General features: G+C 61.8%; 26 protein-coding genes. 14 read left to right on the top strand and 12 right to left on the bottom strand.

Translation table 11 applies throughout. From position 1 onward, the window contains the following. Positions 1–23 precede the first annotated feature (23 nt). Positions 24–1,400, bottom strand: a complete 1,377-nt coding sequence (locus PCS43_RS08815; protein ID WP_003942962.1) for a spinster family MFS transporter — start codon at positions 1,398–1,400, stop codon at positions 24–26. Between the two features lie 53 nt (positions 1,401–1,453). Then, positions 1,454–2,329 (bottom strand): SGNH/GDSL hydrolase family protein, encoded by an 876-nt coding sequence (locus tag PCS43_RS08820; RefSeq protein ID WP_073513379.1) that lies wholly within the window; start codon positions 2,327–2,329, stop codon positions 1,454–1,456. Positions 2,330–2,465: 136 nt separating this feature from the next. Here PCS43_RS08820 and PCS43_RS08825 point away from each other — a divergent pair, with 136 nt between their 5' ends. From PCS43_RS08825 to PCS43_RS08835, 3 genes are all read left to right on the top strand, one after another. After that, positions 2,466–3,749 carry a PucR family transcriptional regulator gene (locus PCS43_RS08825; RefSeq protein ID WP_054826048.1) on the top strand — a complete coding sequence of 428 codons (1,284 nt, stop codon included), beginning with the start codon at positions 2,466–2,468 and terminating at the stop codon, positions 3,747–3,749. A 181-nt stretch (positions 3,750–3,930) separates the two neighbouring features. Next, the gene (locus tag PCS43_RS08830) at positions 3,931–4,338 is read left to right on the top strand and encodes a hypothetical protein (RefSeq protein WP_209910228.1); all 408 of its coding nucleotides are present in this window, start codon (positions 3,931–3,933) and stop codon (positions 4,336–4,338) included. Between the two features lie 55 nt (positions 4,339–4,393). Next, positions 4,394–5,122, top strand: a complete 729-nt coding sequence (locus PCS43_RS08835) for a YdcF family protein (protein ID WP_209910225.1) — start codon at positions 4,394–4,396, stop codon at positions 5,120–5,122. 2 nt (positions 5,123–5,124) lie between these two features. On the opposite strand, the gene PCS43_RS08840 is transcribed toward PCS43_RS08835, so the two are convergent. Further along, positions 5,125–5,928, bottom strand: a complete 804-nt coding sequence (locus PCS43_RS08840) for an AraC family transcriptional regulator (RefSeq protein WP_256670265.1) — start codon at positions 5,926–5,928, stop codon at positions 5,125–5,127. Here PCS43_RS08840 and PCS43_RS08845 point away from each other — a divergent pair. Both PCS43_RS08845 and PCS43_RS08850 read left to right on the top strand, forming a co-directional pair. Beyond that, positions 5,851–6,018, top strand: a complete 168-nt coding sequence (locus tag PCS43_RS08845) for a hypothetical protein (protein ID WP_225320434.1) — start codon at positions 5,851–5,853, stop codon at positions 6,016–6,018. The two genes, PCS43_RS08840 and PCS43_RS08845, sit on opposite strands and share 78 nt — an antisense overlap. Before the next feature lie 190 nt (positions 6,019–6,208). Continuing rightward, complete coding sequence (locus PCS43_RS08850; RefSeq protein ID WP_003943002.1) at positions 6,209–6,901, top strand: alpha/beta hydrolase; 693 nt, start codon at positions 6,209–6,211, stop codon at positions 6,899–6,901. Positions 6,902–6,955: 54 nt separating this feature from the next. On the opposite strand, the gene PCS43_RS08855 is transcribed toward PCS43_RS08850, so the two are convergent. Both PCS43_RS08855 and PCS43_RS08860 read right to left on the bottom strand, forming a co-directional pair. After that, positions 6,956–7,387, bottom strand: a complete 432-nt coding sequence (locus tag PCS43_RS08855; RefSeq protein ID WP_003942924.1) for a MarR family winged helix-turn-helix transcriptional regulator — start codon at positions 7,385–7,387, stop codon at positions 6,956–6,958. A gap of 146 nt (positions 7,388–7,533) precedes the next feature. Then, positions 7,534–8,202: a DsbA family protein gene (locus tag PCS43_RS08860; RefSeq protein WP_209910222.1), complete on the bottom strand. Its 669-nt coding sequence runs from the start codon at positions 8,200–8,202 to the stop codon at positions 7,534–7,536. A gap of 140 nt (positions 8,203–8,342) precedes the next feature. On the opposite strand from PCS43_RS08860, the gene PCS43_RS08865 reads away from it, so the two are divergent. Next, the gene (locus tag PCS43_RS08865; RefSeq protein ID WP_030536057.1) at positions 8,343–9,170 is read left to right on the top strand and encodes a helix-turn-helix domain-containing protein; all 828 of its coding nucleotides are present in this window, start codon (positions 8,343–8,345) and stop codon (positions 9,168–9,170) included. On the opposite strand, the gene PCS43_RS08870 is transcribed toward PCS43_RS08865, so the two are convergent. After that, positions 9,157–10,152, bottom strand: a complete 996-nt coding sequence (locus tag PCS43_RS08870) for an ABC transporter substrate-binding protein (protein ID WP_042446360.1) — start codon at positions 10,150–10,152, stop codon at positions 9,157–9,159. The two genes, PCS43_RS08865 and PCS43_RS08870, sit on opposite strands and share 14 nt — an antisense overlap. Before the next feature lie 6 nt (positions 10,153–10,158). Next, the gene (locus PCS43_RS08875; protein ID WP_003942889.1) at positions 10,159–11,553 is read right to left on the bottom strand and encodes an MFS transporter; all 1,395 of its coding nucleotides are present in this window, start codon (positions 11,551–11,553) and stop codon (positions 10,159–10,161) included. 119 nt (positions 11,554–11,672) lie between these two features. Here PCS43_RS08875 and PCS43_RS08880 point away from each other — a divergent pair, with 119 nt between their 5' ends. Further along, positions 11,673–12,335 (top strand): TetR/AcrR family transcriptional regulator, encoded by a 663-nt coding sequence (locus tag PCS43_RS08880; RefSeq protein ID WP_058226889.1) that lies wholly within the window; start codon positions 11,673–11,675, stop codon positions 12,333–12,335. A gap of 6 nt (positions 12,336–12,341) precedes the next feature. On the opposite strand, the gene PCS43_RS08885 is transcribed toward PCS43_RS08880, so the two are convergent. Then, a complete protein-coding gene (locus PCS43_RS08885; protein WP_058226890.1) occupies positions 12,342–13,562 on the bottom strand; it encodes an SfnB family sulfur acquisition oxidoreductase in 1,221 nt (406 codons plus the stop codon). Between the two features lie 98 nt (positions 13,563–13,660). Between PCS43_RS08885 and sfnG the strand changes: the two genes are divergently transcribed. Further along, on the top strand, positions 13,661–14,785 hold the full coding sequence (gene sfnG, locus PCS43_RS08890; RefSeq protein WP_058226891.1) for a dimethylsulfone monooxygenase SfnG: 1,125 nt from the start codon (positions 13,661–13,663) through the stop codon (positions 14,783–14,785). Positions 14,786–14,797: 12 nt separating this feature from the next. On the opposite strand, the gene PCS43_RS08895 is transcribed toward sfnG, so the two are convergent. Continuing rightward, complete coding sequence (locus PCS43_RS08895) at positions 14,798–16,324, bottom strand: aldehyde dehydrogenase family protein (RefSeq protein ID WP_065455056.1); 1,527 nt, start codon at positions 16,322–16,324, stop codon at positions 14,798–14,800. 127 nt (positions 16,325–16,451) lie between these two features. Here PCS43_RS08895 and PCS43_RS08900 point away from each other — a divergent pair, with 127 nt between their 5' ends. Together PCS43_RS08900 and PCS43_RS08905 are read left to right on the top strand one after the other, a co-directional pair. Then, positions 16,452–17,594 (top strand): acyl-CoA dehydrogenase family protein, encoded by a 1,143-nt coding sequence (locus PCS43_RS08900; RefSeq protein ID WP_007730792.1) that lies wholly within the window; start codon positions 16,452–16,454, stop codon positions 17,592–17,594. Positions 17,595–17,603: 9 nt separating this feature from the next. After that, positions 17,604–18,296 carry a GntR family transcriptional regulator gene (locus PCS43_RS08905; RefSeq protein WP_054781111.1) on the top strand — a complete coding sequence of 231 codons (693 nt, stop codon included), beginning with the start codon at positions 17,604–17,606 and terminating at the stop codon, positions 18,294–18,296. A 10-nt stretch (positions 18,297–18,306) separates the two neighbouring features. On the opposite strand, the gene PCS43_RS08910 is transcribed toward PCS43_RS08905, so the two are convergent. Beyond that, positions 18,307–18,927 carry a TetR/AcrR family transcriptional regulator gene (locus tag PCS43_RS08910; RefSeq protein ID WP_007730794.1) on the bottom strand — a complete coding sequence of 207 codons (621 nt, stop codon included), beginning with the start codon at positions 18,925–18,927 and terminating at the stop codon, positions 18,307–18,309. 116 nt (positions 18,928–19,043) lie between these two features. On the opposite strand from PCS43_RS08910, the gene PCS43_RS08915 reads away from it, so the two are divergent. The 3 genes from PCS43_RS08915 to PCS43_RS08925 all read left to right on the top strand — a co-directional run bounded on the left by PCS43_RS08915 (position 19,044) and on the right by PCS43_RS08925 (position 22,399). Further along, positions 19,044–19,913 carry an oxygenase MpaB family protein gene (locus PCS43_RS08915; protein WP_047269413.1) on the top strand — a complete coding sequence of 290 codons (870 nt, stop codon included), beginning with the start codon at positions 19,044–19,046 and terminating at the stop codon, positions 19,911–19,913. 104 nt (positions 19,914–20,017) lie between these two features. Next, positions 20,018–21,157, top strand: coding sequence for a serine hydrolase domain-containing protein (locus PCS43_RS08920; protein WP_058226892.1), 1,140 nt, complete (start codon positions 20,018–20,020; stop codon positions 21,155–21,157). 147 nt (positions 21,158–21,304) lie between these two features. Then, the gene (locus PCS43_RS08925) at positions 21,305–22,399 is read left to right on the top strand and encodes a GGDEF domain-containing protein (protein ID WP_042446343.1); all 1,095 of its coding nucleotides are present in this window, start codon (positions 21,305–21,307) and stop codon (positions 22,397–22,399) included. 9 nt (positions 22,400–22,408) lie between these two features. On the opposite strand, the gene PCS43_RS08930 is transcribed toward PCS43_RS08925, so the two are convergent. Both PCS43_RS08930 and PCS43_RS08935 read right to left on the bottom strand, forming a co-directional pair. Further along, positions 22,409–22,621 (bottom strand): hypothetical protein, encoded by a 213-nt coding sequence (locus PCS43_RS08930; RefSeq protein ID WP_007730800.1) that lies wholly within the window; start codon positions 22,619–22,621, stop codon positions 22,409–22,411. A gap of 32 nt (positions 22,622–22,653) precedes the next feature. Further along, positions 22,654–24,084: an MFS transporter gene (locus tag PCS43_RS08935; protein ID WP_209910219.1), complete on the bottom strand. Its 1,431-nt coding sequence runs from the start codon at positions 24,082–24,084 to the stop codon at positions 22,654–22,656. Positions 24,085–24,147: 63 nt separating this feature from the next. Between PCS43_RS08935 and soxR the strand changes: the two genes are divergently transcribed. Continuing rightward, a complete protein-coding gene (gene soxR, locus PCS43_RS08940) occupies positions 24,148–24,588 on the top strand; it encodes a redox-sensitive transcriptional activator SoxR (RefSeq protein ID WP_003943238.1) in 441 nt (146 codons plus the stop codon). Positions 24,589–24,596: the final 8 nt, after the last annotated feature.

Consider the following 24,596-nt stretch of genomic DNA (forward strand, 5'->3'; position numbering starts at 1 on the left):
GCCACCGCCCGTGAACTTGTCGGTCAGGCCTGGCTCAGCTCCGCTTGCATGCGCGCGGAGTCCTTGCCTACAGTGCGGGTAGCCAGGTAGATGAATACCGCGGTGAGTGCCAACATGATCGGCACGAGATACATGGCCGAGTTCAACCCGTCGCCGGCGTACTGAGCCAACTTCCCGGTACCGGCATCTGCAAGCGCACGCTTGGCGAACCAGTCCGAGATCGCTCCAACGGCAACCGGTCCGGAGAATCCGCCGAGAAGGTACATGGCAGCGAAGAACAGCGCCGTCGCAGTGCCGCGGAGCCTGGGAACCACGACGTCGTGAATGGCAGGGTAGACGCTGATGTAGAAGCCGTAGGCCAGAAGCCACCCGGCCGAGAACAAGAGCGTGAACATCACGACGTTTCCGCCGTGTTGCAACAGTGCCAGCGCCGTCAAAGGTGCCGCCAATGCCGAGGTTCCGACACCGATCATCAACCGTGCGCGCGGTGAGCGTGCGCTGGCCTTGTCAGCGTAGCGAGCGCCGAGAAGCAATCCGATCAGGCCCGTGATTCCGACGATGATGCCCGTGACCGATGCCGCCGCAGTCAGCTTCAGGTGGTACTGGCGCATGAGCAGTGGGACGACAAACGAATTCACTGCGTAGGCGGCGAAGTTGAACGTCAGCCCGGCAAGGATGAGCCAACGAAGCGTGGGAATTGCGAGCAGACGACGGATCGGGCGGGTGATCGGTGCCTGTGAAACAGCGGCTGCGCGGGCCTCCGGACTTTCGGAACCACCACGAACCGGATCTGCCATGCGGTAGAGCACGACTGCCAGCAGGACACCGGGAATCGCCGCGAGGAAGAACGGTGCACGCCAGCTGTCGAATGCCTCGGCGATCTTGCCGACGGTGAAGTAGGCGAGCATGAGGCCAATCGGCAAACCGAGCATGAAGACACCAAGTGCGCGTGAGCGTCGTTCTGCCGGGTAGATATCGCCGATCATCGAGTTTGCTGCGGGTGTGAAGGTCGCTTCGCCCACACCGACGCCGAGGCGCGCGAGGATGAACAGCACGTAGCTGCCGGCGGCACCGGTTGCTGCCGTCAGTCCGCTCCACACCAGGAGTCCGATCCCGATGATCTTGGGACGGTTCTTCGTGTCGGCCAACCGGCCCAGAGGCAGTCCTGCGACTGCGTAGACGAGGGTGAATGCAGAGGTGATCAATCCCAATTGCAAGTCACTGAGCGAAAACTCGTTCTTGATCGGCTCGGCAACGACCGAGGGGATCGCCCGGTCGAAGAAGTTGAGCATGTTCGCGAGAAACAGGGCGACGAGTGTGCCGCCGAGAAGTTTGTCACGTGTTCCGACAGGGGCGCCGTCGACGGACGGCAGCGGCGGAGCGTCTCGTTGAATTGACATGATTGTTCCACCCTTTTCGCGAGTGCTGAATGAATTGTGCTGGGGGGAGAAGCTCAGGACAGAGTGTCGGCGACCGTTTTCCCGATCGCCCGCATCCCGGCCGCAGTGGGATGCAGTGGAACCGCCGGCTGGGTAGGGACGATTCCCGTGTAGTAAGCAGTGGCAGGGTCCGTGCAGATGTCATGCCCGGCAGTGGTTTCGGTGATGTCGATGTACTCGACGCCGTAACGGGCCGCAGTTGCTGCCATGACCGTGTTGCCGTAGTCGATCACACTCTGGAGATAGTCGGCGTCGCGCGGCCAGAACGGCTGAGTGCCGGGGCAGCCGCCACCACGGATGTATGTTCCGTATCCGACCACGACGATGCGCGCCGACGGTGCTCGATCCTGCGCGACTTCGATCATGGAACTCCAACCTGTGGACGCATTTTCGATCATCTGTCGCTGTTGATCGACGCCACCGGAGGTGAACTTGTCACGGCAGGACGTTCCGGTGGGTTCGGGGAGTGGATTGACGCAGCTCAGAACTGTCGGGAACAACGAGATGTCGTTGGCACCGATGGTGATGGTGACGAGGTCGGTATCAGGCCCCAATGCTGTTGCCTGCGGTGATACTTGACCGGAGAACGTCGATTGTGCGGTGTCCGTGACGTTGGCGGATCGCGCCGACGAGCAGGTCATATCCGTGAGTTGAGCGCCGAGTTCTCGCGCCACCACGGACGGGTAGTTGTCGAGTGATCGTAGACAGCCCGGTGACGACGAGTCCTGCGCGGTGACCAGTGGGCCGGCCGCCGCGGAATCGCCGAGTGCGACGTACTGGATAGTGCTGACCGGTGTCTCGGCACTCGACACACCGGTCCCGAGAGCCGCGATCGAACCGGCAGCCACGACGCCTGCCAGAATGGCTGCGCTGCGCGTTTTCCACGTCACTCGAGGCTCCTCTTGGTCGAAGGTGGGACTTCCAGTTACGCCGCTGATTGTGAATTCGTGAGTGGCGTGGGTTACATAGTGATAGGAAAAAGGCAGGTCGGCCTTGTGGTGGCAATTCAATTCTGTGGAGGGTTTTGTGTCAGGAAACAAAGATCTGCCGTTCGAGCCGATCCTGGTTGGTGGCAGATCTCTGGCCGACCGACTGGCGCAACGCACCCATCCACTGGTCATTGAGACAGTCGATCTGGTCCACCGCGACGTCACCTTCTACCGGTTGCTCCCTGACGAGGCATTACGTAACGACGTCACCACCATCGTGAGGCGCAATCTGGAACTGTTCATTTCGATGCTGCGGACCGGCGCCGATCTGGCGCCCGAGTTGCTCGCCGACATCAGCGAATCGGCTCGCCAACGGGCTCAGGAATTGGTTCCGCTCGGTGAGGTGCTGCGGGCATATCACCTGGCTGCCGGGCTGTGGTGGGAGACCATCAGCGAATGGGCGGTCCCGGAAGACGGTGTCGCACTTGCCCGCACCGGACGACTCTTGAATGCATACACCGCGGCCTCCGCGTCGGCGGTTCTTGCCGGCTACGGTTCCGACCACGCCACCCAGACGGACGAGGATTCTGCGCGAAGGTCATTGTTCGTAGCACTTTCGACGGGTGTCGATGTTGATCGGGTCTCCGACGATGTGGGCATCAGGTTGGCGCGCCTGTACTGGGTGGTGGCGCTGCACGTCGAACGGAATGACGACGAGTCCTCGACCGAGGTGGACACTGCCGTCGCCGAGCGGAGAAAGGTGCGCCACCTGCAACGAGAGCTCGATCAGGTGGGGCGTGACAAAGCGCTCGGGGTGCTCGGGAGCAGTGGCGGAGCCGTACTGATTCCTATTGTGGAATCGGAACCCGCTGAGGGGAACTGGGCGTCGAGTCCGCAATATCTTTCATTGTGTCGACGATTGGGTGATCTCGAGAAGGTCATCGGTGCATCGACGGTTGCCGCCGTACATGTCGCGGCACCGCCCGCAATTCCCGCAGCGGTGTCGCAGGCGCGCGAGGTGCTGAACGTTGCCCGAAAGTACGGCCGTACAAGTGGGGTCGTGCGTCTCGAGGATCTTGCAGTCGAGTATCAACTGACCCGCCCGAGCGCTGCGCTGCCGATCCTCGCAGATGTGTTGTCGCCGTTGGAGTCCGATCCTGCCGTGCTCGAGACGCTCGAATCTTTCATCGACTCCGGATTCGATCGAGCTACCACCGCTCGGCAGTTGCACGTACACCCGAACACGGTCGTGTACCGCCTGCGTAAAGCGAGTTCCCTGACGGGACTTGACCTGTCGTCACCGAAAGATCTTGTACAGGTCACCATGGCGCTGGGAGCGCGTCGCGCGCTCGGCATGGAGGCGGACTCTTCCCAAACGTGATGCGTCTGTGGTTCTCTGTGAACGTGTCTGATTCTCGGATTGGCAATCCGGCCGGGAGACATGGCCAGACTGGGTCAGCTGATGGTGCAACGAGGCGCGTGGCGTGATCAGACGTTGATCGACTCCGCCTACCTCGACGAGTTGTCCGCGCCCTCTCCGTCCAATGGGGGGGTACGGCTTCTTGACCTGGGTGAACGCGGGCGAGGACTTCTACTCCGTGAATGCGCCGGTGAGCAAGTATGTTTCGCATCCGGTGTGGCAGAACGCGCCTCGGGATCTCTATCTCCAGGAGTTCTTGCGGCTTGTCGTCGCTTCGATCGTGGACGTTCCACCGCCGCCGTACGTCGGGCCTCCCGTGCATGGGTCGGGTGGTCCGCTCATCGACGATCCGTCACAGCTCGTCGGCTTCGCGAACCCCGAATTGATCTTCGACACGATGGTCGGGACGGGGCGAGCAGGAACACCCGGATGCAACATCGTGATCTGCAACAACGAATTGTTGCCGTTCAGTGTCGCCGGCCTGCTCGGGGATGCTGCAGCTCAGATCGGTAACGCGGCAGGCGCGTCGATTCGAGATGCTGGTAGATGACGGTTTCGAACCCGAATTGTTGCCCAATATTTATGTTTAATCTGTGTGACGGTCAGTGAACAGTAAATTTGAGTCAAATGATGCAATCGCGACGAAATGTTCGTTACCGTGGGCTGGACAATCGACAATCTGGGGGTTCGGCTACATGGCAAATGTTCGTAGGTCTCTGACGAAGGGATTGATTGCTGCTTCGGTAATCGCCGCAGCCGGAGTGGGATTGTCGCCGGCGACAGCGAGTGCCGACATCACTCCGACGACGGTCGTCAACGGCATCCTGTCGACGGTGGGCGGCTGCCAAACACCGGTGCGGTCTCTCATTCTCGCGTGCACGAGTGCTGAGACGCTGACACGCCAGTCGCCCGTGCTGCTCGACCTAAACCCCGGGGGCACGAACATCGTCGTCTTGGGTGCCGGCCTCTTCGACGACGGCACGATGCGTCCGATGTTGGTCGACCGGCTTCAGGCGGCGCTCCAGCTGGCCCGTCAGTACCCGCAGTCTCCGATCATCACAAGCGGTGGGGCTCCGAAGGCCGGAGTAACGGAAGCCAGGGCGATGCGCGAATGGCTCGTTGCCAACGGCGTCAACCCGGGCCGGATCACCGAAGAGGGAACTTCGTGGTCGACGGTCGAGAATGCGATCAACTCTGCGCGGATTCTCGCCGATCGAGGCGCGACCGGCGTGGTTGTGGTCTCGAGCGCCAATCACGTGGAGCGCGCGATGGTGGACTTCCGCGTTGCAGTTCTCGGCCGGATCCCGGTCGCAGGCGTAATCGCTGCGACCTGACGTCAGTGATTGTGGGAGTTGGACTTTCGCCAGTTCAACGGCGAGGCGTCGAATCGTCGACGGAAGGCGCGGCTGAACGCGGCATCGGATTCGTAGCCGACAGTTATCGCAATGGTTCCGACCGGCTCGGTGGTTTGCACGAGTAGTTCGGCGGCACGGTCGAGTCGGCGCTCGGTGATGTAAGTGCCGGGCGTCTGGCCGACCAGTCGCGAGAAGCGCTCCGCAAAAGACGATCTCGACAGGGTGGACAGCGTCGCCAGTTCGTCGATGGTCCAGTTGCGTGACGGGTCGTTGTGGACGGCCTCGAGGGCCTGCCCGATTCGTGGATCCATTGCTGCGGTCAACCATCCGCCGTTCGATCCGTCCGCTCGAGCCCACGCTCTGAGGATCTGGACGAAGAGAAGGTCGAGAATCCGGGAAACCATCACGGAGGAACCAGGTTTCGGATCGTCCACCTCGGCGCCCAACAGTCGGCTGCTCACCTCGAGCCACTCGACCGGGGTTCCTTGTGTCGCGCGCAGTTCGACGAAGTCCGGCAGAACGGACAGCAGTCGCTGCGCTGCGACGTCGTCGAGTGTGAAAGTACCGAAAAGCCAACATGTTTCGTTTTTCGTGTGCATCGGCATCGCATTCTCGATCGTATGAGCATGCCCATGGGGTAACAGTACGAGTTCCCCGGGGCCGAGTTCGATCGGGGCTTTGCCCTGCGTTCTGATCACGATGTCACCGTGCTCGGCAATGTGAAGTGCTCGCACCCCAGTGGGTACCTCCACGGTGAAGTTCTCGCCGTGGACGCAGCGATGAATCTGATCACCGCGAAGGTGGACGACTTCGAGAACGTGCGAGAGGGTGTCCCGGGTTCGAGTCTCGTCGGTGGTGGGTACGTACCGCTGTGATGATGTTGTCCTCATGGATCGATCACTCCGATGGTCTCGAGCATTCGGCGTTTCTGCACAAAAACTTGGCAATCTGGTCATGGTTATTGATCCAGGATCCCCTTAACGTGGGTAACAGGCAAGGTCTGGGTTTCGAAGGCTTGCCGATCGTCGGATTATTCGTCGCACTGCGTATCTGGAGGAGTTGGTCATGGCAGAGAAGGTAAACATCGTTCTGGTGCATGGAGCCTGGGGAGACGGTTCTCATTGGCGTCACGTCATACCCACCCTGCACAACGCCGGGCATCGAGTGGTTGCGGTCCAGAATCCACTTACTTCGCTCGCCGACGACGTGGACCGGACCAGGAAGGTGGCCGAATCGATGGACGGCCCGACCTTGCTGGTCGGACACTCGTACGGCGGCGCGGTGATCACAGGCGCGGGTCATGCGGAAAACGTTGTGGGACTGGTATATATCGCTGCCTTTGCGCCGGACGAGGGTGACAGCCTGGGAAGTATCTTCGCCCGCACGGATCAGCCGGCGGGCGCGGCGAACATCGCGCCGGACGCCGAGGGCTTCTTGTGGATCGCCCCGGACAAGTTTCAGGAGAGTTTCAGTCAGGATCTCGACGACACCGAAGCATTGGTCATGGCGCTGACGCAGAAACCCATTGCGGGTCAGTGCTTCTCGGACCCGTCAGGGCCGCCGGCATGGCGCGGGAAGCCCAGTTGGTATCAGGTTTCAGGGCAGGACCGAATGATTCCGCCGGAAACCGAGCGATGGATGGCAGAGCGTATCGGTGCCCGCGAGATCGAGGAACTCGACGCAGGCCATGCATCCTTGGCGTCCCACCCGCACGAGGTCACCCAGTTGATTCTGCGTGCTGCTGCAGAATTGTCGTGACGGCGTAAATCGTCCGGCTGTTCGAGTGGGCTGCCCATCACGATTACTTTGTCGTCAGTCCTCGGAACTGCCCAGTCGGTGAAGCAGCGCTGTCAGCGTGGTGATGTCGTCCGTATCCCATTTCGCGAGTCGGGCGCGCCAGCGATCTATCTGGTGATTGCGGATGGTCGTGAGCTTCGTTCGCGCCTCAGGGGTCAGAGCTACCAACTTGGCGCGAGCGTCGTCGGGATCGGGGATCCGTTCCACCAGGCCGAGTCGAGCTGCGGCGTCGATTTGCCTGGTCAAGGTGGACTTCTCGATATCGAGGGTGCAGATCAGGTCGGACATCCGCACCGCATCCGAACGGTTCAGGATGACCAGAACCGGGTAGAGCGCCGGATCGAGTTTGGGATGAATTGCGCGCGCATAGGTGCGCGCCTGGGCGCGTCCTCGTTGCCACATGTCGGCAAGTTCCATCTCCAGGCCCGTGATCGGATCTGAAACCACTGTCGTTTCCCCTTTGGTGCGATTCGTTCGGTGTTCATCAAACCAGAAGGGGGGCCGAAGTGATTTGGGTGAAGTCACGCTGAGCGAAAGGTACGTTCGGCGTACTGAAGGCGCCGGGCGTACCTTTCGCTCGCAAGGTGGGTGGGTCAAGCCACCGCATACGCCCGCACACACGTGTTCAGGTCGCGGGTGAGATCGGCCGCGGTACTGGTCGGAGAACCGAATTTCACGACGGACCCGTCGCTCCCGTGGAACAACAGCGTCGGAAACGAAGTGGCGCCGAGCCTGCGTGCTCGGACGAAATCAGCGCGGGCGGCATCCTTCGAGGCGGCGGTGAACAGGGAAGACACCGCGGCAGATGGGTCGAGTTGGAGGGATTCCGCGATGGATCGGTACGTCTCGGGATCGGAAAGGCTGCGACCGTCTCGGTAGAACGCGATCTGCATGGCCTCCGCGATGTCGAGGGCGCGTGTCGGATCTTGCGCGCGCAGTGCGGCGAGTCCGATCGCTGCAACCGTCGAATCCATGACGAACCGCCCATCAGTCACCAGTTGTGAATATCCGTCACCGAAGACAGCGCCGGTCTGGGCGGCGATGGTGGCGTTGGCTGATTTCAGGTACTGAGCCGAAGACATGGGCGCGACGCGCTCACCGGTGAACAGTCCGCCGCTGACCACGGACAAGTCGATGGAATCGGCATTTTGACGGACGAACTCCGTCAACGCAGGGCCGAAGCCGAAACACCACCCGCAATAGGCGTCGAAGACGTAGGTGAGTTGCGTCTTGCCTGCTGTTTCCGAGCGTGATGTCTGCACTGGAAGATTCCTATCCGAGCGTGAACTGATTGATACCCTGACGGTATGTCGCATTCGGGTATTCGGTCACGGTGAAGATGAGTCCCGAACTAGTGAAAAACAGACAAGTACCCGTCCGGGACGTCGGGTACGCATCGTCGGTGGCAGATGCGACCGAGATCGAAGTACTCAGCCTGGACACCATTCGCATCAACGGGGGAAGCGCAGAGTTCGTCGGCCCCCAACGTCCGCAATTTCACTTGCTCGCTCTGGTGACCGAGGGCTCGGCGCTACACACCATCGACTTCGTGAACTACGCGGTGAGCCCGGGGACCGTGTTCTGGGTCAGACCGGGGCAGGTGCAACAGTGGGGGCGAATCCAGGATTTCGAGGCGACGGTTGTTCTGTTCACGCCCTCGTCGCTCGATGCCGTCAGTCAGCAGTTGTTGGACGGGAACGCTCGCAGTCGGCAGGCAGCGTGGCAGTTGTCCGGCGAGAACCTCGAGACCATCAGCACGGGTATGAAACACCTGAACCTGAACTACGGCTGCCCGGATACTTCCGCGCCGGTCGTTCGCGCGGCCATTCTGCGGCACACGCTGACAGCAATTCTGTTGAAACTGACCCATCTCGGTGGACAGGAACAGAGTTCCGTGCTGGCGCACAATGACGTGTTCGAAAGGTTTCATGCCGTTGTCGAACGTGACTTCGCCACGGTCCGTTCGGTTTCGGAGTACGCCAACAAGATCGGGTACTCCGAGAAGACTGTGCTGCGGGCCACCCGAGCCGCTGCCGGGATGACGGCAAAGCAGTACATCGATCAGCGTGTGGTTCTCGAAGCGAAACGTCTGCTGTCTTTCGGCACGGACACGGTCACCCAGGTGGCGTCGAAGTTGGGGTTCGACGATTCTGCGAACTTCACGAAGTTCTTCGCCACCCGGGTGGGTGTTTCTCCGCTGACCTTTCGTCAGGACGTCAGAGCGCGCTGAATGCCGCCCATCGCGCGTCGGCGCTGTCGAGGGTTCCGATACTGTTCTGCCCCTTGCCATGTGCGATGCCGTCCAGATCCTGGATGATCCAGTAGATGGCAAAAGGATGGCTGCCGAACCAGAGATCACCGCTGACGTCCAGAGCGTGCGCCGGATCGGGTGTCAGGTTGTCGAACAGTGGAGTGTTTCGCACGATGGATGCGTCGTACTGCTGCCCGGAAAGTACGGCGACGGTCTGCGCCGCATGCTCGGGTAGGAGTTCAGGTGAGACGGGCGAAATCGTGCCGGTGTCTTGATTGTTGGTCGCGTTGATTTCCGATGCCGGCCTGGTGAATCCGGCCTCGGTGACCAGTGTGGAGATGGGAGTGGTCGGTGGCACGGTGAACAGGTTTCCGCTGTAGCCGAGAAGGATCGCAAGGCTCTGGCCGGCAGCCGCGGACTTGACGTCTTCGAGACCGGATTCCAGCTTTCCGATCATGGCGGTTGCTTCACTGCCTCGATCGAGCTGTGCCCCAGCTTGTTCGAGCACGTCACGCCACGGCGCCGAGTACGGGAGGACCAAGGTTGGCGCCACGGCGTTGATCTGAGCGAACAGGCTCGGTAATGGACCGGCATTGCTCATCAAGATTTCATCGGGTTCGACGGACGCGATCTCCTCGACGGCGGGGTTGGCGAAGAAGGTTGGCTTGTCGAGAACTTCGACGCCCTGCTCGCGCAGGATCGACTTGGCGACGTCCGATCGCAGGGTGCTGTAGACGACGGTGGGCTTCACGCCGAGTGCGAGTGCACTCAACCCCGCGTACTCGTCGAGCGCGAGAATGCGCTGCGGTGAGGCCGGAACTTCGACGGTGCCGAGTTCGTGGGTGACGGAGCGAGTTGCAGAGGCGGTGTCGGACTCGGCGGAGCTGCTGCACGCGCTTGCGCCGGCGACGGTCAGGAGAAGCGCCGAGACGATGCCGAATGCGGTTCGGGTGGTGAACATCTGAGGTCAACGATCCATTCGTGGGAAGAAGAAGGACAGGAGGGTACCGGCCAGCAGTAGGCCGGAGCAGACGAAGAGGGCTTGGGAGTATCCGGAAACCAGTGCTTCGGTCGGCGCGCTGTCCGAACGTGCCGTCGAGGAAGCGGCGACGCTCACGAGAACGGCTAGTCCGAGTGAACCGCCGATCTGACGCGATGTACTCAGTAGCCCGGATGCCATGCCGACTTCTTCGGGGGGAGCGTCGGCGGTGGCGACGTTACTGAGCGGCATGAACGACAGACCGATGCCGATGCTCGCCAGAAGCGAAGGCACCAGGATGACGGCCCAGAAGGGACTGTCGAGGTTCATGGTCGAAAACATGAAAGTTCCGATTGCGGCGACTGCTGTCCCGACTACGAGCAGCGGTCGAACTCCGTAGCGCGGAAGGAGTTTGGTGGACGCGAGGATGCCGATCACCAGGCCGAAGCAGAAGGGCAGGAAAGCCAGACCGGTGGTGGTCGGTGAATAGCCCAGCCCGCGTTGCAGGAAGAGTGAGACGAAGAAGAACGCGCTGAACTGTGCCGCGCACACCAGGCACATGATGGCGTTGGCCAGTCCGATTCGGGGTCGAAGCAGGGTGGACAGTCGTACCAGTGGTGTGGCGCAGCGGCTTTCGACCACAACGAAAGCAGTGAGCAGCGCGATCGTGAGCGCGAATCCACCCAGCACGTAACCTGAAGTCCAGGAATGTGATTCCGTGGCGATCACTGTGCCGACAAGGGCGGTGATTCCGGCCGTCGCCAAGATGGCTCCGGGGAGATCGAGAGAGCCGCCTCTGGCGGCTTGGCCGGCCGGCAGGCCGCGGGCACCGGCAACTGCGGCGATCAGGGCCACTGGTGCGCCGGCGAACATCACCCATCGCCAACTGAGCCCTTCGGTCAAAATGCCGCTCAGGACGACACCGAGTGCGCCGCCCAGTGCTGACGACATTGCGCCGATGCCGAATGCCTTGGCCCTGGCGCGTCCGGTGGGAAAGGCCTGACTGAGGGCGGCGAGCCCGGCCGGCGCGATCAGTGCAGCGCCGACGCCTTGAAGCGCCCGAGCTCCGACAAGCATTTCGGCGGACACGGAGAAGGTGCCGACGATGCTGACGAGGGCGAACAGCAGAAGCCCGGAAACCAGAACTCGACGAGTGCCCATCACGTCGCACAGACGACCGCCGAGAAGCAGCAGTCCGCCGAAGGCGAGGGCGTACGCGTTGACGACCCAGGACAACCCGGCGTCGGAAAAGTTCAGCGATTCCTGGATGTCGGGCAGCGCGACGTTGATGACCGACATGTCGAAGGCCACCAGGAACTGCGCTGCCGCGGCGGCTGTGAGGACCAGAGCCGGTGCGGCTACCGCTCGAGTTGTTGTTGTCATTGCAGGTACCTAATTTGTATACGCGTTCTCATAAGTAGTTAGGTTTACCTTGCTGGCGACTGAGATGCAAGGGGTTCCCCGGGCGAGAGCGTCGTAGCAGGGGCGCGCACAATCGACGGATGGCCGAAAAGATGGAACCGAGATCACCGCGGCTCGGACGTCCCCCGACGATCACGTCGGAGCAGATAGTCGACGAGGCGAAACGGCAGCTACAGACCGGCGGCGCCGACGCGTTGAGCATGCGAGCGTTGGCGAAGTCGCTCGGCACCACGCCGATGGCGCTGTACCGGCACGTGGGCGACAAGGAACAGCTGATCAGCGCGGTGCTCGATGTGTACTCACAAGATCTCGGCGCGCTGGTCCTGCCGCAGGATCAGGTCGAACGGCTTCGCACGATCTTCACCGCGATCTTCGAAACGCTGGCGTCGGAGCGCTGGATCATCGAGTTGCTTCAGCGCGGTGGCCGTGGTGGGAGCGGCGCTGTGGTCTTGGTCGATCGGGCGATGGCCGCGTGTGTCGAACTCGGTATGTCACCTCGTCGCGCACTGTTGATCTATCGAGCGCTGTGGAACTACACACTCGGCGCATTGCTCAACATCTACGACACCACTACGCGACCGGAAGGCAGCGTGTCACCTCTCGCGGTCAAGATCCGAGAAATCGGGCCCGAGAAACTGCCGGTGCTCAGTGAGGTGCTCGAGGACTGGCCGGGAGGGACGACGACTGAGAGCTACTTGGAAGGACTGGAAGTCTTGATCAGCGGATATATGAACTCCGACTGAGTGTGTTCACAGCAGCCCGTGCCGCGGTGGGATTGTCCCGGACAGTGTCCACCGGCCGATGTGCTGGACCTTCCACCTCGTCGGATCGTGCAGGGTGTGCGTGCGCGCGTCACGCCAGAACCGCGAGAGGTTCGCCGATTCGCCTGCGCTTCTGGTGCCACCGATCTCGAACAAAGTGCTCGTGGCCGCCAATGACGCCCTGGCACCGACCACTTTGGCAGTTGCAGCGTCGATGGATGCTCGGGCCGTGGAGTCCTCGGTGGGATCACGACGCGCCACGTCGATCGATCGCGCTGCTTCCGCCAAGAGGGATCTGGCAGCGCGAACCTCGATTGCCGCTTCGCCGGCGAGTTGAACGAGCAGTGGATCCTCCACCGCTGTATCGACTTTCGCCTCGAAGAAGGGACGCGCCTTTGCCGCGAGTTTCACGGATTCACGCAGTGCAGCCGACGCGATGCCGGTGTCGATCGCGGCGTGCAGGATCTGGGCCTGTGCTCCGTAGGTGGTCGGGTGAGTGAAGAGCGACGTGAAGGGTACGACATTGAACTGCGGTACCGAAACGGATTCCAGGGTCACGGTTCCGCTTGCAGTTGTCTTCTGTCCCATGCCGTCCCAGTCGTCGACGATCGACAGTCCGGGAGTATTCAGGGGTAGGTAGACCGCGGATTTCACCTGTGCGCCGGTCTCGGTGAATTGATCCGCATTGGCGGCACGCACCACGATCCAATCTGCGAAAAGCGCTCCGGTGCAATAGAATTTTCGACCTTCGAGCACAAAGTCTTCCCCGTCGGGGGTGAGAGTGGTGCCGTCGATGTCGATGGTCTTGTTGCCGCGCTCGCTCTGGGCGTTGGCGAACTGCTTGCCCGACAATGCTTCGGCGTAGAAGAACTGCTTCTGCTCGTTAGACCCCTGGTACCGGAGCGCTTCCAGGAAAGTGAAGTGGCTGTGCGGAATCTGCGCGATGCTGGGATCGCCCTCGGCGAGTAGGCGGAAGACCTCGGCCAACGTCTCGGTGCTTGCGTCGATGCCACCGAACTCCTTCGGCACCGAGAGTCCGAGCAAGCCGGACCGCGCCAGGGTGCGAACCTCGTCGTGGGGAAGGAGGCGCTGCGCATCGCGGACTCCGGCACCTGCCGCGAACTCGTCGGACAGCTGTGACGCCACCGAGAGCGCCTCGTCCTCGCTGGTGATGCGGTGCGCGATCTCCTGAATGTCCACAGCAGTCATGCTGCCACCGTTTCACAGTCGCAGCACCCACCCAACACTTACAACCTGTGTGATCGCTACCCTGGAAACCACTGGGAACTGCATGTTTGCTGGGTTTCATGTCTACTGAACGTATCGCCGACGAGATCAAGTTCGCCTACTGGGTGCCCAATGTCAGTGGTGGTCTGGTCACCTCCGACATCGAGCAGCGGACCAGCTGGGACTACGAGTACAACAAGAAGCTGGCACAGACCGCCGAGAACAACGGCTTCGAGTACGCCCTGAGCCAGGTACGTTACGAGGCGAGCTACGGGGCCGAATTCCAGCACGAATCCACGAGCTTCAGCCTTGCGCTTCTCCTGGCCACTGAGAAGCTCAAGGTGATCGCCGCGGTGCATCCGGGACTCTGGCAGCCGGCCGTGTTGGCGAAACTGGGCGCTACCGCCGATCACTTGTCGAACGGTCGTTTTGCCGTCAACGTCGTCAGTGGTTGGTTCAAGGACGAGTTCACACATCTAGGCGAGCCGTGGCTCGAGCACGACGAGCGTTATCGGCGTAGCGCCGAGTTCCTTCAGGTTCTTCGGAAGATCTGGACGCAGGACGACGTCGATTTCCGCGGCGACTTCTACCGCATCCACGACTTCACGTTGAAGCCGAAGCCTCTCAACACTCCGGAGCGCCCCAATCCCGAACTGTTCCAAGGTGGTAACTCGGCGGCAGCCCGTGAGAACGCGGGCCGGTATTCGGATTGGTACTTCAGTAACGGCAAGGACTACGACGGCGTCACCGAACAGTTGGTCGACGTTCGCCGTGTTGCTCGTGAGAACGATCGGGAGGTCAAGTTCGGGCTCAACGGATTCATCATCGCCCGCGACACCGAGGCGGAAGCAAAGGACACACTGCGCGAGATCATCGCCAAGGCCAACCGCCCTGCGGTCGAGGGATTCAAGAATGCAGTCCAACAGGCCGGCGCATCGACCGCGTCCAAGGACGGAATGTGGGCGGATTCGACGTTCGAGGACTTGGTTCAGTACAACGACGGTTTCCGCTCACAACTGATCGGCACGCCGGAACAAATCGCGCATCGGATCGTCGAATATCGCCGTCGCGGTGTCGATCTGATTCTCGGCGGATTCCTGCATTTCCAGGAGGAGATCGAATACTTCGGGGCCAAGGTGCTTCCGCTGGTTCGTGAACTCGAAGCAGCCGACAGCGACGAGCAGGTGCTCGTCACCGCCGGCTGATCGCCTGATCTCTCAGGACTTCGCGTGGCGTTTCGCCAGCATCCAACGTGAGATCTTCATGTCCCTGGCTTTTCGCTCGATGGTCAGCAGGTCCAGTGGAGCGCTGAACTTCTGAACGGCCAGTGATTTCACACTGCTGAACTCACGCAGCCCATCGGCTCCGTGGATACGGCCGAATCCGGAATCGCCGACCCCGCCGAACGGCAGGGCGGCGATTCCGGCGAAACCGAGAACCGAATTGACCGTGACGACACCGCATTCGAGCTTCTCGGCAATTGCTCGGCCCTTCGACGAACTCTTGGTGAACACCGAGGCGCCTAAGCCGTACTTCGACGCATTGGCGCGTTCGATCCCCTCGTTCATGTCGGCGACCTTGTTCACCACGACGCTCGGGCCGAACGTCTCCTCGGTGATCGCCGTGGAATCCTCCGGAACATCCGTCAGGATGATCGGATCGATGAACGGACCGTTGAACGAATCAAGTCCGCCGAGTACAGCTTTCGCGCCGCGACTGAGAGCGTCTTCGATCTGGCCCCGGACTATCCCAGTCTGCTTTCCCAGCGTCATCGGCCCGTAGGTCGAGCTGTCGGTGGCGCCGGCGTGGGCGTCTCGTAGCGCGGCGGTGAGCTTGGACAGGAAGGCGTCGTACACGGGCGCTGCGACGTAGATTCGTTCGACGCCGGCACAGGTTTGTCCGCCGTTGCCCACTGCCCCGAATGCCGCGAAGCTCACGGCCGCATCGAGGTTGGCGTCGGAGTCCACCAGCATGGCGTCCTTGCCGCCGCATTCGGCGACCAGGGGGGTGAGGGTGTCCGCGCAGGCGGCCATTACGCGCTTTGCGGTAGCGGTCGAACCGGTGAATGCGATCTTGTCGACACCGGACGAACACAGAAGTGCACCGGTTTTTCCGTCACCGGTAATGGTCTGCAGGACAGGGTGTCCGGGTGCGGCGATGTTCCACAGCCGGGCCAATTCGACGCCGACGCCTGGTGAGAGTTCGCTCGGTTTGAAGACTACGGCGTTGCCGGCGGCCAGTGCGTAGCCGATCGACCCCATCGGTGTGTACAGCGGATAGTTCCAGGGGCCGATCACGCCGACGACGCCCATCGGCCGGTAGCCAACGGATGCAGACTGGTTGGCGCTGATCAGTCCTGCACCGACGCGTCTGCGGCGCAACACTTTCTGTGCGTTGCGTGCCGCCCAGTCGAGATGTTCGACGGCCAGCATGACTTCGAGTAGTGCGTCGTCGCTGGGTTTTCCGGTCTCGGCGGAAATGATCGCCGCCATCGATTCGGCGTGAGTGGCGATCGCGGCGCGGAAATTGCCGAGCACCTTCCGGCGGCCTTGGAATCCGAGTTGATCCCACCACTTCGACGCCGTGCGTGCTGCGGCGACCGCTTTCTCGATCTCCTGCTGGTCTGCAATGGGGTGCTGCGCGACCACGGAATCATTGCGAGGGTCGAGGCTCGCGAAAGTGTGATCGTCCGATCTCGGATCTGTCGACGTGGACGTGCTCTGGCGGCCGAGCTGTTCTGTCATGTTCTTCAGATCCTCCACATGTCGGTGCATCACATATATGTGATGTGATTTACTGTGCTGGTAGTCACAGTATGCGTCGGGCCGAGCTCCGACAAGCCTCCAGCCTCATCTCACTCGGGAGTTTTCGATGTACATGGATTTCACGCAGGAGCAGTCTGATTTCGCCAAGTCGGTAGCGTCGTTCTGCAAGAAGGAAAGTGGTACCCGTGAGCAGCGAGACCTGCTGACCGATCACGGCGCCCATAACCACAACCAGGCGTTCTACGAGAAGATGGCGGAATTGGGATGGCTCGGGCTGACTGTCCCGGAGGAATACGGCGGATCCGCCGGAAGCACGGTCGACCTGTGCATCTTTCTGGAGGAAGCCGCCAAGGGCATGGCGCCGATCGGTGGACTCGGCCCGACCGTCATCACCGGGGCTGCATACGAGAAGTTCGGCAGTCCGGCCCAGAAGGAGGCAGTGCTCGGCGGGATCGTCCGTGGCGCGTCTCAGTCGATCTCGATGTCCGAACCCGAAGCGGGCTCCGACGTGGGAAATCTGAGTTGCCGCGCCGAGAAGGTCGACGGTGGGTGGCTGATCAACGGCCAGAAGACGTGGTGCTCCAACGCGCACTTCGCCGAGAACATCCTTCTGGTGGCTCGCACATCCCGAGGTGAAGGCAAGCATGAGGGCCTGACGATGTTCCATGTCCCGGCCGACATCTCCGGATTGAAGATCAGTGGAATCGACACCATGGGCGGCAAGGAGGTCAACGATCTCTACTTCACCGACACATTTCTGCCCGAGGACGCGGTGGTTGGGGAAGTAGGCAACGGCTGGCGTCAACTCATGGCCGGACTCAACATAGAACGCCTCATCCTCGCGGCGATGATGCTCGGGACCGCGCAGCGCGCTTTCGACGACACCCTCGAATTCGTAACCACGCGTAAGCAGTTCGGCCGTCCGGTCGGATCGTTTCAGGCGCTTCGCCATCGGATCGCGGATCTCGCCACGGAGATCGAATGCGGCCGTCTGCTGGTCTACAGCGTGGCCAGGATGGTCGACGCCAACCCGACCAAGATGTTCCCGCGGGAAGCGTCGATGGCCAAGCTCAAGCTGACCGAGACCGCCAAGAAGGTCGCGCTCGAGGGGATGCAGATGATGGGTGGGTACGGTTACGCGACTGAGTTCGACATGGAGCACCATGTGCGAAAGACTCTTGTGTCCTCCATTTATGGTGGTACCAACGAGATTCAGCGAGACATCATCGGCAAAACGTACGGACTGTGAGGATCGGTTGTGGCAACGTCTGCACGCACTCGGAGGGCGACATCTGAGCTGAGGAGACGGCCACAGTTGTCGGAGGACGTGGCCAACCACGTTCGCAACCTGATCATGTCCGGCTCGGTCCGTCCGGGCGAGTTCGTCAGGCTGGACGAAACCGCGGCCGACCTCGGGGTCAGCGTCACGCCGGTGCGAGAAGCCCTCGTCGCATTACGCGGCGAGGGGATGGTCGAGTTGGTTCCGCATCGCGGCTATCTCGTCTCGCCCCTCAGTCGCCAGGACATCGAAGACATCTTCTGGTTGCAGGGGCAGATCGCGGTCAAGCTGGCGTTGCGGGCGATGGACAGCATCACCGCTGATCAACTCGCGGAACTCGCGGAACTCAATGCCGATTTGCGAGCGGCGGTCGACGCTTCGGATGCAGCTGCGATCGAGCAGTGCGAATTCGAGTTCCATCGCCTGATCAATCGCGCTGCGGGTGGTGCGAAGTTGGCATGGTTCCTGTTCGGCGCGATTCGGTACACCCCTGCTCGTCTCTACGCGACGGATCCAGGCTGGGGTGAGCTTGCGGTATCGAGCCACGATGCTTTGATCGCGGCGTTCGAGAAGCACGATCGAGAACAGGTGGACGCGCAGATGAGTCTGCAGTTCTCCGACGGCGCTGCTCGACTTCTCGCTCACCTCGACAACATCGGGATCTGGGACTGAATGCAGGAGCTCAAGACGGCGGCAGGGCGGGTGCGAGCAGGATCGCCGCACATTCGGCGACCAGTTCTTCTTCCGTCACGTCGATGTACCCGTCGAGCCATGCACTGAGGGTCTGCGCCAGGCCGCCGACCAGGAACGTGGCCGTCAGGGTCAGATGACCGCTGTCGTTCAATCGGTAGAAGGTCTTCGCGTTGGCGGCCAGGAGGCCGATGAATATCGTCGTCGACGCTTGGCGTTTCTCGGCCAGGACAGGGCTCGTCAGGGCGCTGGAGAACAGTAGACGTCCGCGACGGGGATCGTTCGCGATAGTGCGGACGATATTCGCGATTCCAGCGAGCGCCTTGCCGCGTTCGGTCTCGGCGGCGTCCACTGCAGCCTGGGTTGAAACGGCGATGTCCGTGATGACGGTGTCGTAGACGGCCGACATCAGAGCATCACGATCGGTGAAGCTCTCGTAGAAGTACCGCGCCGCGACACCGGCCTTCTTGCACACTCCGCGGACCGTCAGTTCGGGCTCGGCGGAGCCCATGAGTTCCAGACCGGCCTCGATCAGCGCCTCCCGTCGTTGGGCTACGCGGAGCGCGCCGTCGACGCCACCGTACGAACGCGGTTGGTCATTCATGAAGACCATCTTTGCATCCAGAGATTGCTTGACATCTCGGCATTTCGGCGTTTCACTCATCTGAGAACATGCGTTCGCAGATATCGACTCGAAGGGGTTCTGCCATGACGGTGAGTAGGGATTCGATGGACGGGCGCGAGGAAGCGGTGGCAGGCGGCATCGGAGCGGTCGGCGTCCAGGCGGTCGACATCGACGCCGAGGTTGAAAAGGCGATGTCCGGGCTCGGACTGTTGGCCGCAGGCGCCAACGTCATCATGCAGTTGGCGCGCCCGGCGGTGGGGTACGGCGTGTATGAGAGCAAGGTCGAGACGGGTCGGTTGGATCGGCATCCGGTGAAGCGAACCCGGACGACGCTGACGTATCTCGCCGTCGCAAGCCTGGCGACGGACGAAGAAAAGAAGCTGTACCGACGCGCAGTCAACGGCTCTCACAAGCACGTTCGCTCCGATGAGAACAGCGCGGTCGAATACAACGCGTTCGATCCCGAACTGCAGTTGTGGGTAGCCGCCTGCCTGTACCGAGGCTTCGAGGACGTCTACAAAATCTTGTACGGGGATCTCGATCCGGTCACCCGGGATGCGTTCTATCAGCGCAGCGCCACGTTCGGTACAACCCTTCAGATGCGACGCGACATGTGGCCGGCGGACCGGGATGCGTTCGAGGTCTACTGGAACGAGAACCTCGACAAGGTGGCGATCGACGAGACGATTCGTGAGCATCTCTACGGGATCGCGTCGGCGACCTTCACTCCGAAGTTGTTGCATCCCGTGGTCGGTCCGCTCAACCGATTTGTCACCACCGGGTTCCTGCCCCAAGCCTTTCGTGACGAAATGCGGCTCCCGTGGTCAGTGCGTCAGCAGCGTAACTTCGACCGATCCATGCGCGTCGCCGCGCTGGTCAATCGGTTCAGTCCGAAGATTCTGCGGATGTTTCCCTACAACTTCTATCTCTGGGATCTGCGTCGGCGCATCGCCAAGGGAATCCCGTTGGTCTGAGCCGACTCTGGCACTTGAAGTGATTGACACCACAGGTGAATCGGACACATACTCGACATAGTTGAAGTTGACGTCAAGTTTCATCATTCCTGTGGAGGCTGTCAGTGGCGAACATCGAAGGCGTATGTGACCAGCGATTCTCTGGCTTGAAGGAGGCGCTGGCACGCAATCTCGATTCCGGCGAGGACGTCGGGGCAGCGATCGCACTGACGATCGACGGCGAATCCGTCGTCGACATGTGGGGCGGTTGGGTCGACGTCGAGCACACTGCTCCTTGGTCTCGCGACACCGTTACCAATGTCTGGTCCTGCAGCAAGACCGTGACCGCACTGGCCGCGCTCATGCTCGTCGACCGCGGGTTGCTTGATCTCGACGCCCCGGTCGCGCAGTACTGGCCGGAATTCGCAGCAGCGGGCAAGGACCGAATTCGGGTCCGGCAACTGTTGTCGCACACCTCGGGTGTGTCGGGGTGGGATCAACCGTTCACCCTCGAGAACATTTGCGACGACGAATATGCCACCGCCAGGTTGGCGACGCAGGCTCCGTGGTGGGAACCGGGTACGGCATCCGGATACCACGCCCTCAACTACGGCCACCTGATCGGCGAGGTCGTCAGGCGCATCGACGGACGAACCCTCGGCCGCTTCATCGACGAGGAAATCGCCGGCCCACTCGATGCTGATTTCCGCCTGGGCTTGCCGAAGTCGGAATACGGGCGAGTCTCGAATGTGATTGCGCCACCGCCGTTGCCGATCGACATCGCGGCACTCGGGATGGACAACATCATGGTGAAGACATTCACCGCGCCGCCCGCTGACGCTACAGGTTCGTGGACCGACGGGTGGCGCGCCGCCGAGATCGGTGCGGCCAACGGTCATTCGAATGCGAGGGCACTCGCAAGGATCCAATCGGTGATCGCGTGCGGTGGCAAGGTCGGTGACGTTCGCTTGCTGTCGGAGGAAACGATCGACAAGATCTTCGAGGAGCAGTCGTACGGGGTCGACCTCGTCCTCGGCGTGCCGGTCCGCTTCGGCGTCGGATTCGGATTGCCGACGCCCGAGTCCGCCCCGTTCATTCCGGAGGGGCGAATCTGCTTCTGGGGAGGTTGGGGTGGCTCGCAGATCATCATCGACACCGAGAAGCGCATGACGTTCTCGTACGTGATGAACAAGATGGGGCCGGGTCTGCTCGGTTCCGAGAGATCGGCGCAGTACGTATCGGCGGCCTACGACGCTTTGAGTTGATCGACCGATTCAAATCCGGCAGAACGGTTTTTGTCTGTCGCCGCTGACTATGCTGCCGGATATGCCAGTGTGCTCCGGGGGGAAATCAGCGAGTCCGTTTCGTCGAAGTACGCCCAAAAGTTGCGGAGCTGCATCGGCTGATCGGCGATGAACGGTTTGGTCGACGTCGTCATGCGCTGGTGGCAGTTGCCGGACCAGTTCCACAGTTTCAGCAGGTACCTCCAGGACCGCGGGTTCTTGACTTCCTGCCGGGCGCTGGTCGGCGGAACAGCATTCTGGATGGGGCTGGTGTTGCTGTCGGCGCGATTCAGTGACGTCGGTCCGCAAGGTACGTTCTGGCGAGCGGTCAATCTGGCGGTCATCGCGCTGTGCCTCGGCGCGGCCCTGATCTGGTGGCTGTTTCCGCCTACGCCGCTGTGGTCGTACACCTTTGTCGTGGGTTCCGACGTCGCGATTGCGGCGGCGGCCGCAACCGACTCGGAACCGCTGGGACGACTCATCGCGTGCGTCGTTTTCGCGTCGATCGGCGGCTACATCGCGTTCTTCCACAATCCGAAACTCCAAGTCGGTCACTTGGTCTTCGCCTCGACCGTCACGGTGCTTTCGGGGTGGACTTTGTTGTTCGGGCCAGCAGCGGACGTCGGCTTGGGACTGGCGAAGATCTCGGTTGTGCTGGCTACGATCATCGTGATTCCTGTTGTGTCACAGATTGTTCTGGCGGTCCTGGGTTCGGATGCCACTACCTCCGACATCGACCCGTTGACCGGACTGCTCAACCGTCGCGGATTGGCGCGTCGGGTGAACGACTTGATGGGCGCTCCGGTCACCGAAGCGGATGCACTGCTCGTAGTGGTGATCGACCTCGATCGCTTCAAGACGATCAACGACGTTCACGGCCATGACGTAGGAGACAGCACGATCATGCGAACTGCACTGCGCATCCGTTTGTGGACAACCCAGTCCGCCTTGACTGCTCGTATGGGCGGTGACGAGTTCGTCGTGGTCGAACGGGTACCGGTCAGCGTGATCTCCAGGCTGGAAGGACAGATCCGCTCCGCGATGGACGGAGCGAACGATGACCCTCCGACGAGCGCGAGCATCGGAATGGCGGTCCGCACCGCGCCCCGGAATCCGGGTGAGTCAGTCGACGCTGCTTTTGCCGAACTCTTCCGCGTCGCGGACTCGGTGATGTACGAAGCGAAGCGCGAAGGTGGCAACCAGGTGCGGGCGAGCCTGGTCTGATGTGAGAGCTCAGTCGGCGAAGCTCAGACCACGTTCGGCGAGTGCTTCGCGCAGAATCCTCAAGGCCTTCGGTCCCATCCCGTGCAAAGCGCCGAGTTCCTTCTCGGACACGGACGTCAGCTGCGCGAGATGGGTGTAACCCGCTGCGATCAGCGCGCGCTGTGCGGGAGCTCCCGTCTTCGGGAAGTCGGTTTCCACTGTGCCCGGATCCGGTTCTGTCACTGGCCAACTCCTCCGTGTGGGTTTCTCACAGTTTAGCGAGCGTCGTGAACGATTTCGGGGCTGCCGATTTTGTCGGGCGTTCGCGGAAGTGCGCGAGCTGCCACGGCAATGCCGATGATCGAGACAGCGGCGAAGGTGAAGAGAAGCAATTGCGCAGAACGAAGCGTCGACGGTTCGCCGATGTTGACCAGCACTCCGGCCAGGGCTGCACCGAAGGCATTGGCGATCAGCTGAACGGTGTTGATGGCAGCCGAGGCACGCGCACCTTCTCCGGGATCGGTGACCGAGGTCATCGCCCCGACTGCAAGATGAGGCCAGGCGATGCCGATTCCGACGCCGGCGAACAGCAGTCCGATCACCCACGCGACCACCGCACCGGCGCCGGCGTGTTTGGTGAGAAATGCTGCCATGATGCCCAACCCGATCGCGACGAGGATCGGACCGCTGACAACGATTCGTCGCACGATACGAGGGGCTGTTGCCGAGGCGCTCGGGATTTCGCCGAGAGTCCAGCCGAGAGCGAGTGCGGCCCCGAGGAATCCGGCCGCGAGAGGCGCCAGGCCGGCAAGTCGTTGCCCGAAGAGTGGAATGAACGTCTCGACGGTCGACGCGACAGCGAGGACGACGATGGTCAGGTACACCCATTTGAGGGACGACGCGTTGAACGTCGACGGCGGTAGTACGCCGTGGCGCGAGCGACGGTCTGCGGCGACAAAAGCGATCAGTAGCAGCACAGCGGCGAGAACCATTGCGGCGGTCACGGCGAGGTTGGACAGAATTCCGGCAACGCTGACCAGCAAAGCTGCCGCAGTCAGCAATGCCAGCGAGAGGACCGGCACCGGGCTACTGGTGGTGCTGCCCGGTTCATGTGCCGGTAGCGCGCTGGGGACGAGAGCGGCGACTGCGATCGTCGCGATGACCAGGACGCCGAAAGCCCATCGCCAGGCTCCGAACTGAGCAAAGACACCGCCGATTGCAGGGCCGGCGAAGGTGCCGACTCCCCACATCGCCGAAACCAGCGCGGCCCCGCGAGTCCACAGATGTCTGGGGAGCGCGGCATTGATGACGGCGTAACCGAGACCGGCCAGCAGGCCACCGCCCGAACCCTGGATCGTGCGGCCGACCAACAGCAATTCCATCGTCGGGCTGACCGCACAGACAACGGTGCCGAGCGCGAAGATCGCGAGGCCGATCAGGTAGGCCCCGCGCGGTCCCCTGGCGGCGAGGACGTTGGTGACCAACATCGAAGAGATGACGGAAGCAATGAGGAAGACCGTCGCGGTCCAGGCGTAGTACTGCTGACCGCCGATGTCGTCGATGGCAGTCGGAAGCAGGCTGGTCGTCAGGTAGACGTTGGTCGCGTAGAGCGCAACGCCGCCTGCGAGGACGGTAGCGGTGCCGAGGTATCGACCGCTCAGGAGTTGCCGCCAGGTTCCGGCGGGAGCATCGGTGGGGGAGTGCATGTTGTCGAAGGTAGAATCTCGAGTGCGCTTCAGGTCAATGTCGCGCAGCCATTGGGAGGCAGAATGATCCGTAAGAGTGACGAACTTCTCTCGATCGGCGAGGTATCGGAGCGCACTGGCGTCGCCGTGTCGGCTGTGCGCTACTACGAAACACTCGGTCTGGTTCCTGCGGAGCGGACGGCAGGAAATATGAGGAAGTTCCCGCGGCATTCGATCCGGCGGGTGTCGCTGATCCAGTTGGCAGTCAGATTCGGGATACCCCTGGCCGAAGTTGCCGAAGTATTCGGATCGTTGCCGCAGGGGCGAACTCCGACGAAGAAGGACTGGCGTAAGATTTCCACGGAGTGGAATCAGCGCCTCGAGGATCGCAAGCAGGCCATCAACCGGATGCAGGACGAACTGACGGGCTGTATCGGCTGCGGGTGTCTGTCACTGAAAACATGCAACCTGCTCAACCCTGGAGACGAACTGGGCCGGGAGGGACCCGGCGCCAGACGTCTCTGAAACTACTG

Origin of the sequence: Rhodococcus sp. C-2 (assembly GCF_027854095.1) — a bacterium.
In the GTDB taxonomy this organism is placed as follows: Bacteria; Actinomycetota; Actinomycetes; order Mycobacteriales; family Mycobacteriaceae; genus Rhodococcus_F; species Rhodococcus_F qingshengii.

Excerpts from the sequence above, each read along its gene's own strand:
- PCS43_RS08815 (WP_003942962.1), bottom strand. The coding sequence starts at position 1,400 with ATGTCAATTCAACGAGACGCTCCGCCGCTGCCGTCCGTCGACGGCGCC.
- PCS43_RS08850 (WP_003943002.1), top strand. The coding sequence starts at position 6,209 with ATGGCAGAGAAGGTAAACATCGTTCTGGTGCATGGAGCCTGGGGAGAC.
- PCS43_RS08870 (WP_042446360.1), bottom strand. The coding sequence starts at position 10,152 with ATGTTCACCACCCGAACCGCATTCGGCATCGTCTCGGCGCTTCTCCTG.
- PCS43_RS08875 (WP_003942889.1), bottom strand. The coding sequence starts at position 11,553 with ATGACAACAACAACTCGAGCGGTAGCCGCACCGGCTCTGGTCCTCACA.
- PCS43_RS08880 (WP_058226889.1), top strand. The coding sequence starts at position 11,673 with ATGGCCGAAAAGATGGAACCGAGATCACCGCGGCTCGGACGTCCCCCG.
- PCS43_RS08885 (WP_058226890.1), bottom strand. The coding sequence starts at position 13,562 with ATGACTGCTGTGGACATTCAGGAGATCGCGCACCGCATCACCAGCGAG.
- sfnG (WP_058226891.1), top strand. The coding sequence starts at position 13,661 with ATGTCTACTGAACGTATCGCCGACGAGATCAAGTTCGCCTACTGGGTG.
- PCS43_RS08895 (WP_065455056.1), bottom strand. The coding sequence starts at position 16,324 with ATGACAGAACAGCTCGGCCGCCAGAGCACGTCCACGTCGACAGATCCG.
- PCS43_RS08900 (WP_007730792.1), top strand. The coding sequence starts at position 16,452 with ATGTACATGGATTTCACGCAGGAGCAGTCTGATTTCGCCAAGTCGGTA.
- PCS43_RS08910 (WP_007730794.1), bottom strand. The coding sequence starts at position 18,927 with ATGGTCTTCATGAATGACCAACCGCGTTCGTACGGTGGCGTCGACGGC.
- PCS43_RS08915 (WP_047269413.1), top strand. The coding sequence starts at position 19,044 with ATGGACGGGCGCGAGGAAGCGGTGGCAGGCGGCATCGGAGCGGTCGGC.
- PCS43_RS08925 (WP_042446343.1), top strand. The coding sequence starts at position 21,305 with ATGAACGGTTTGGTCGACGTCGTCATGCGCTGGTGGCAGTTGCCGGAC.
- PCS43_RS08935 (WP_209910219.1), bottom strand. The coding sequence starts at position 24,084 with ATGCACTCCCCCACCGATGCTCCCGCCGGAACCTGGCGGCAACTCCTG.
- soxR (WP_003943238.1), top strand. The coding sequence starts at position 24,148 with ATGATCCGTAAGAGTGACGAACTTCTCTCGATCGGCGAGGTATCGGAG.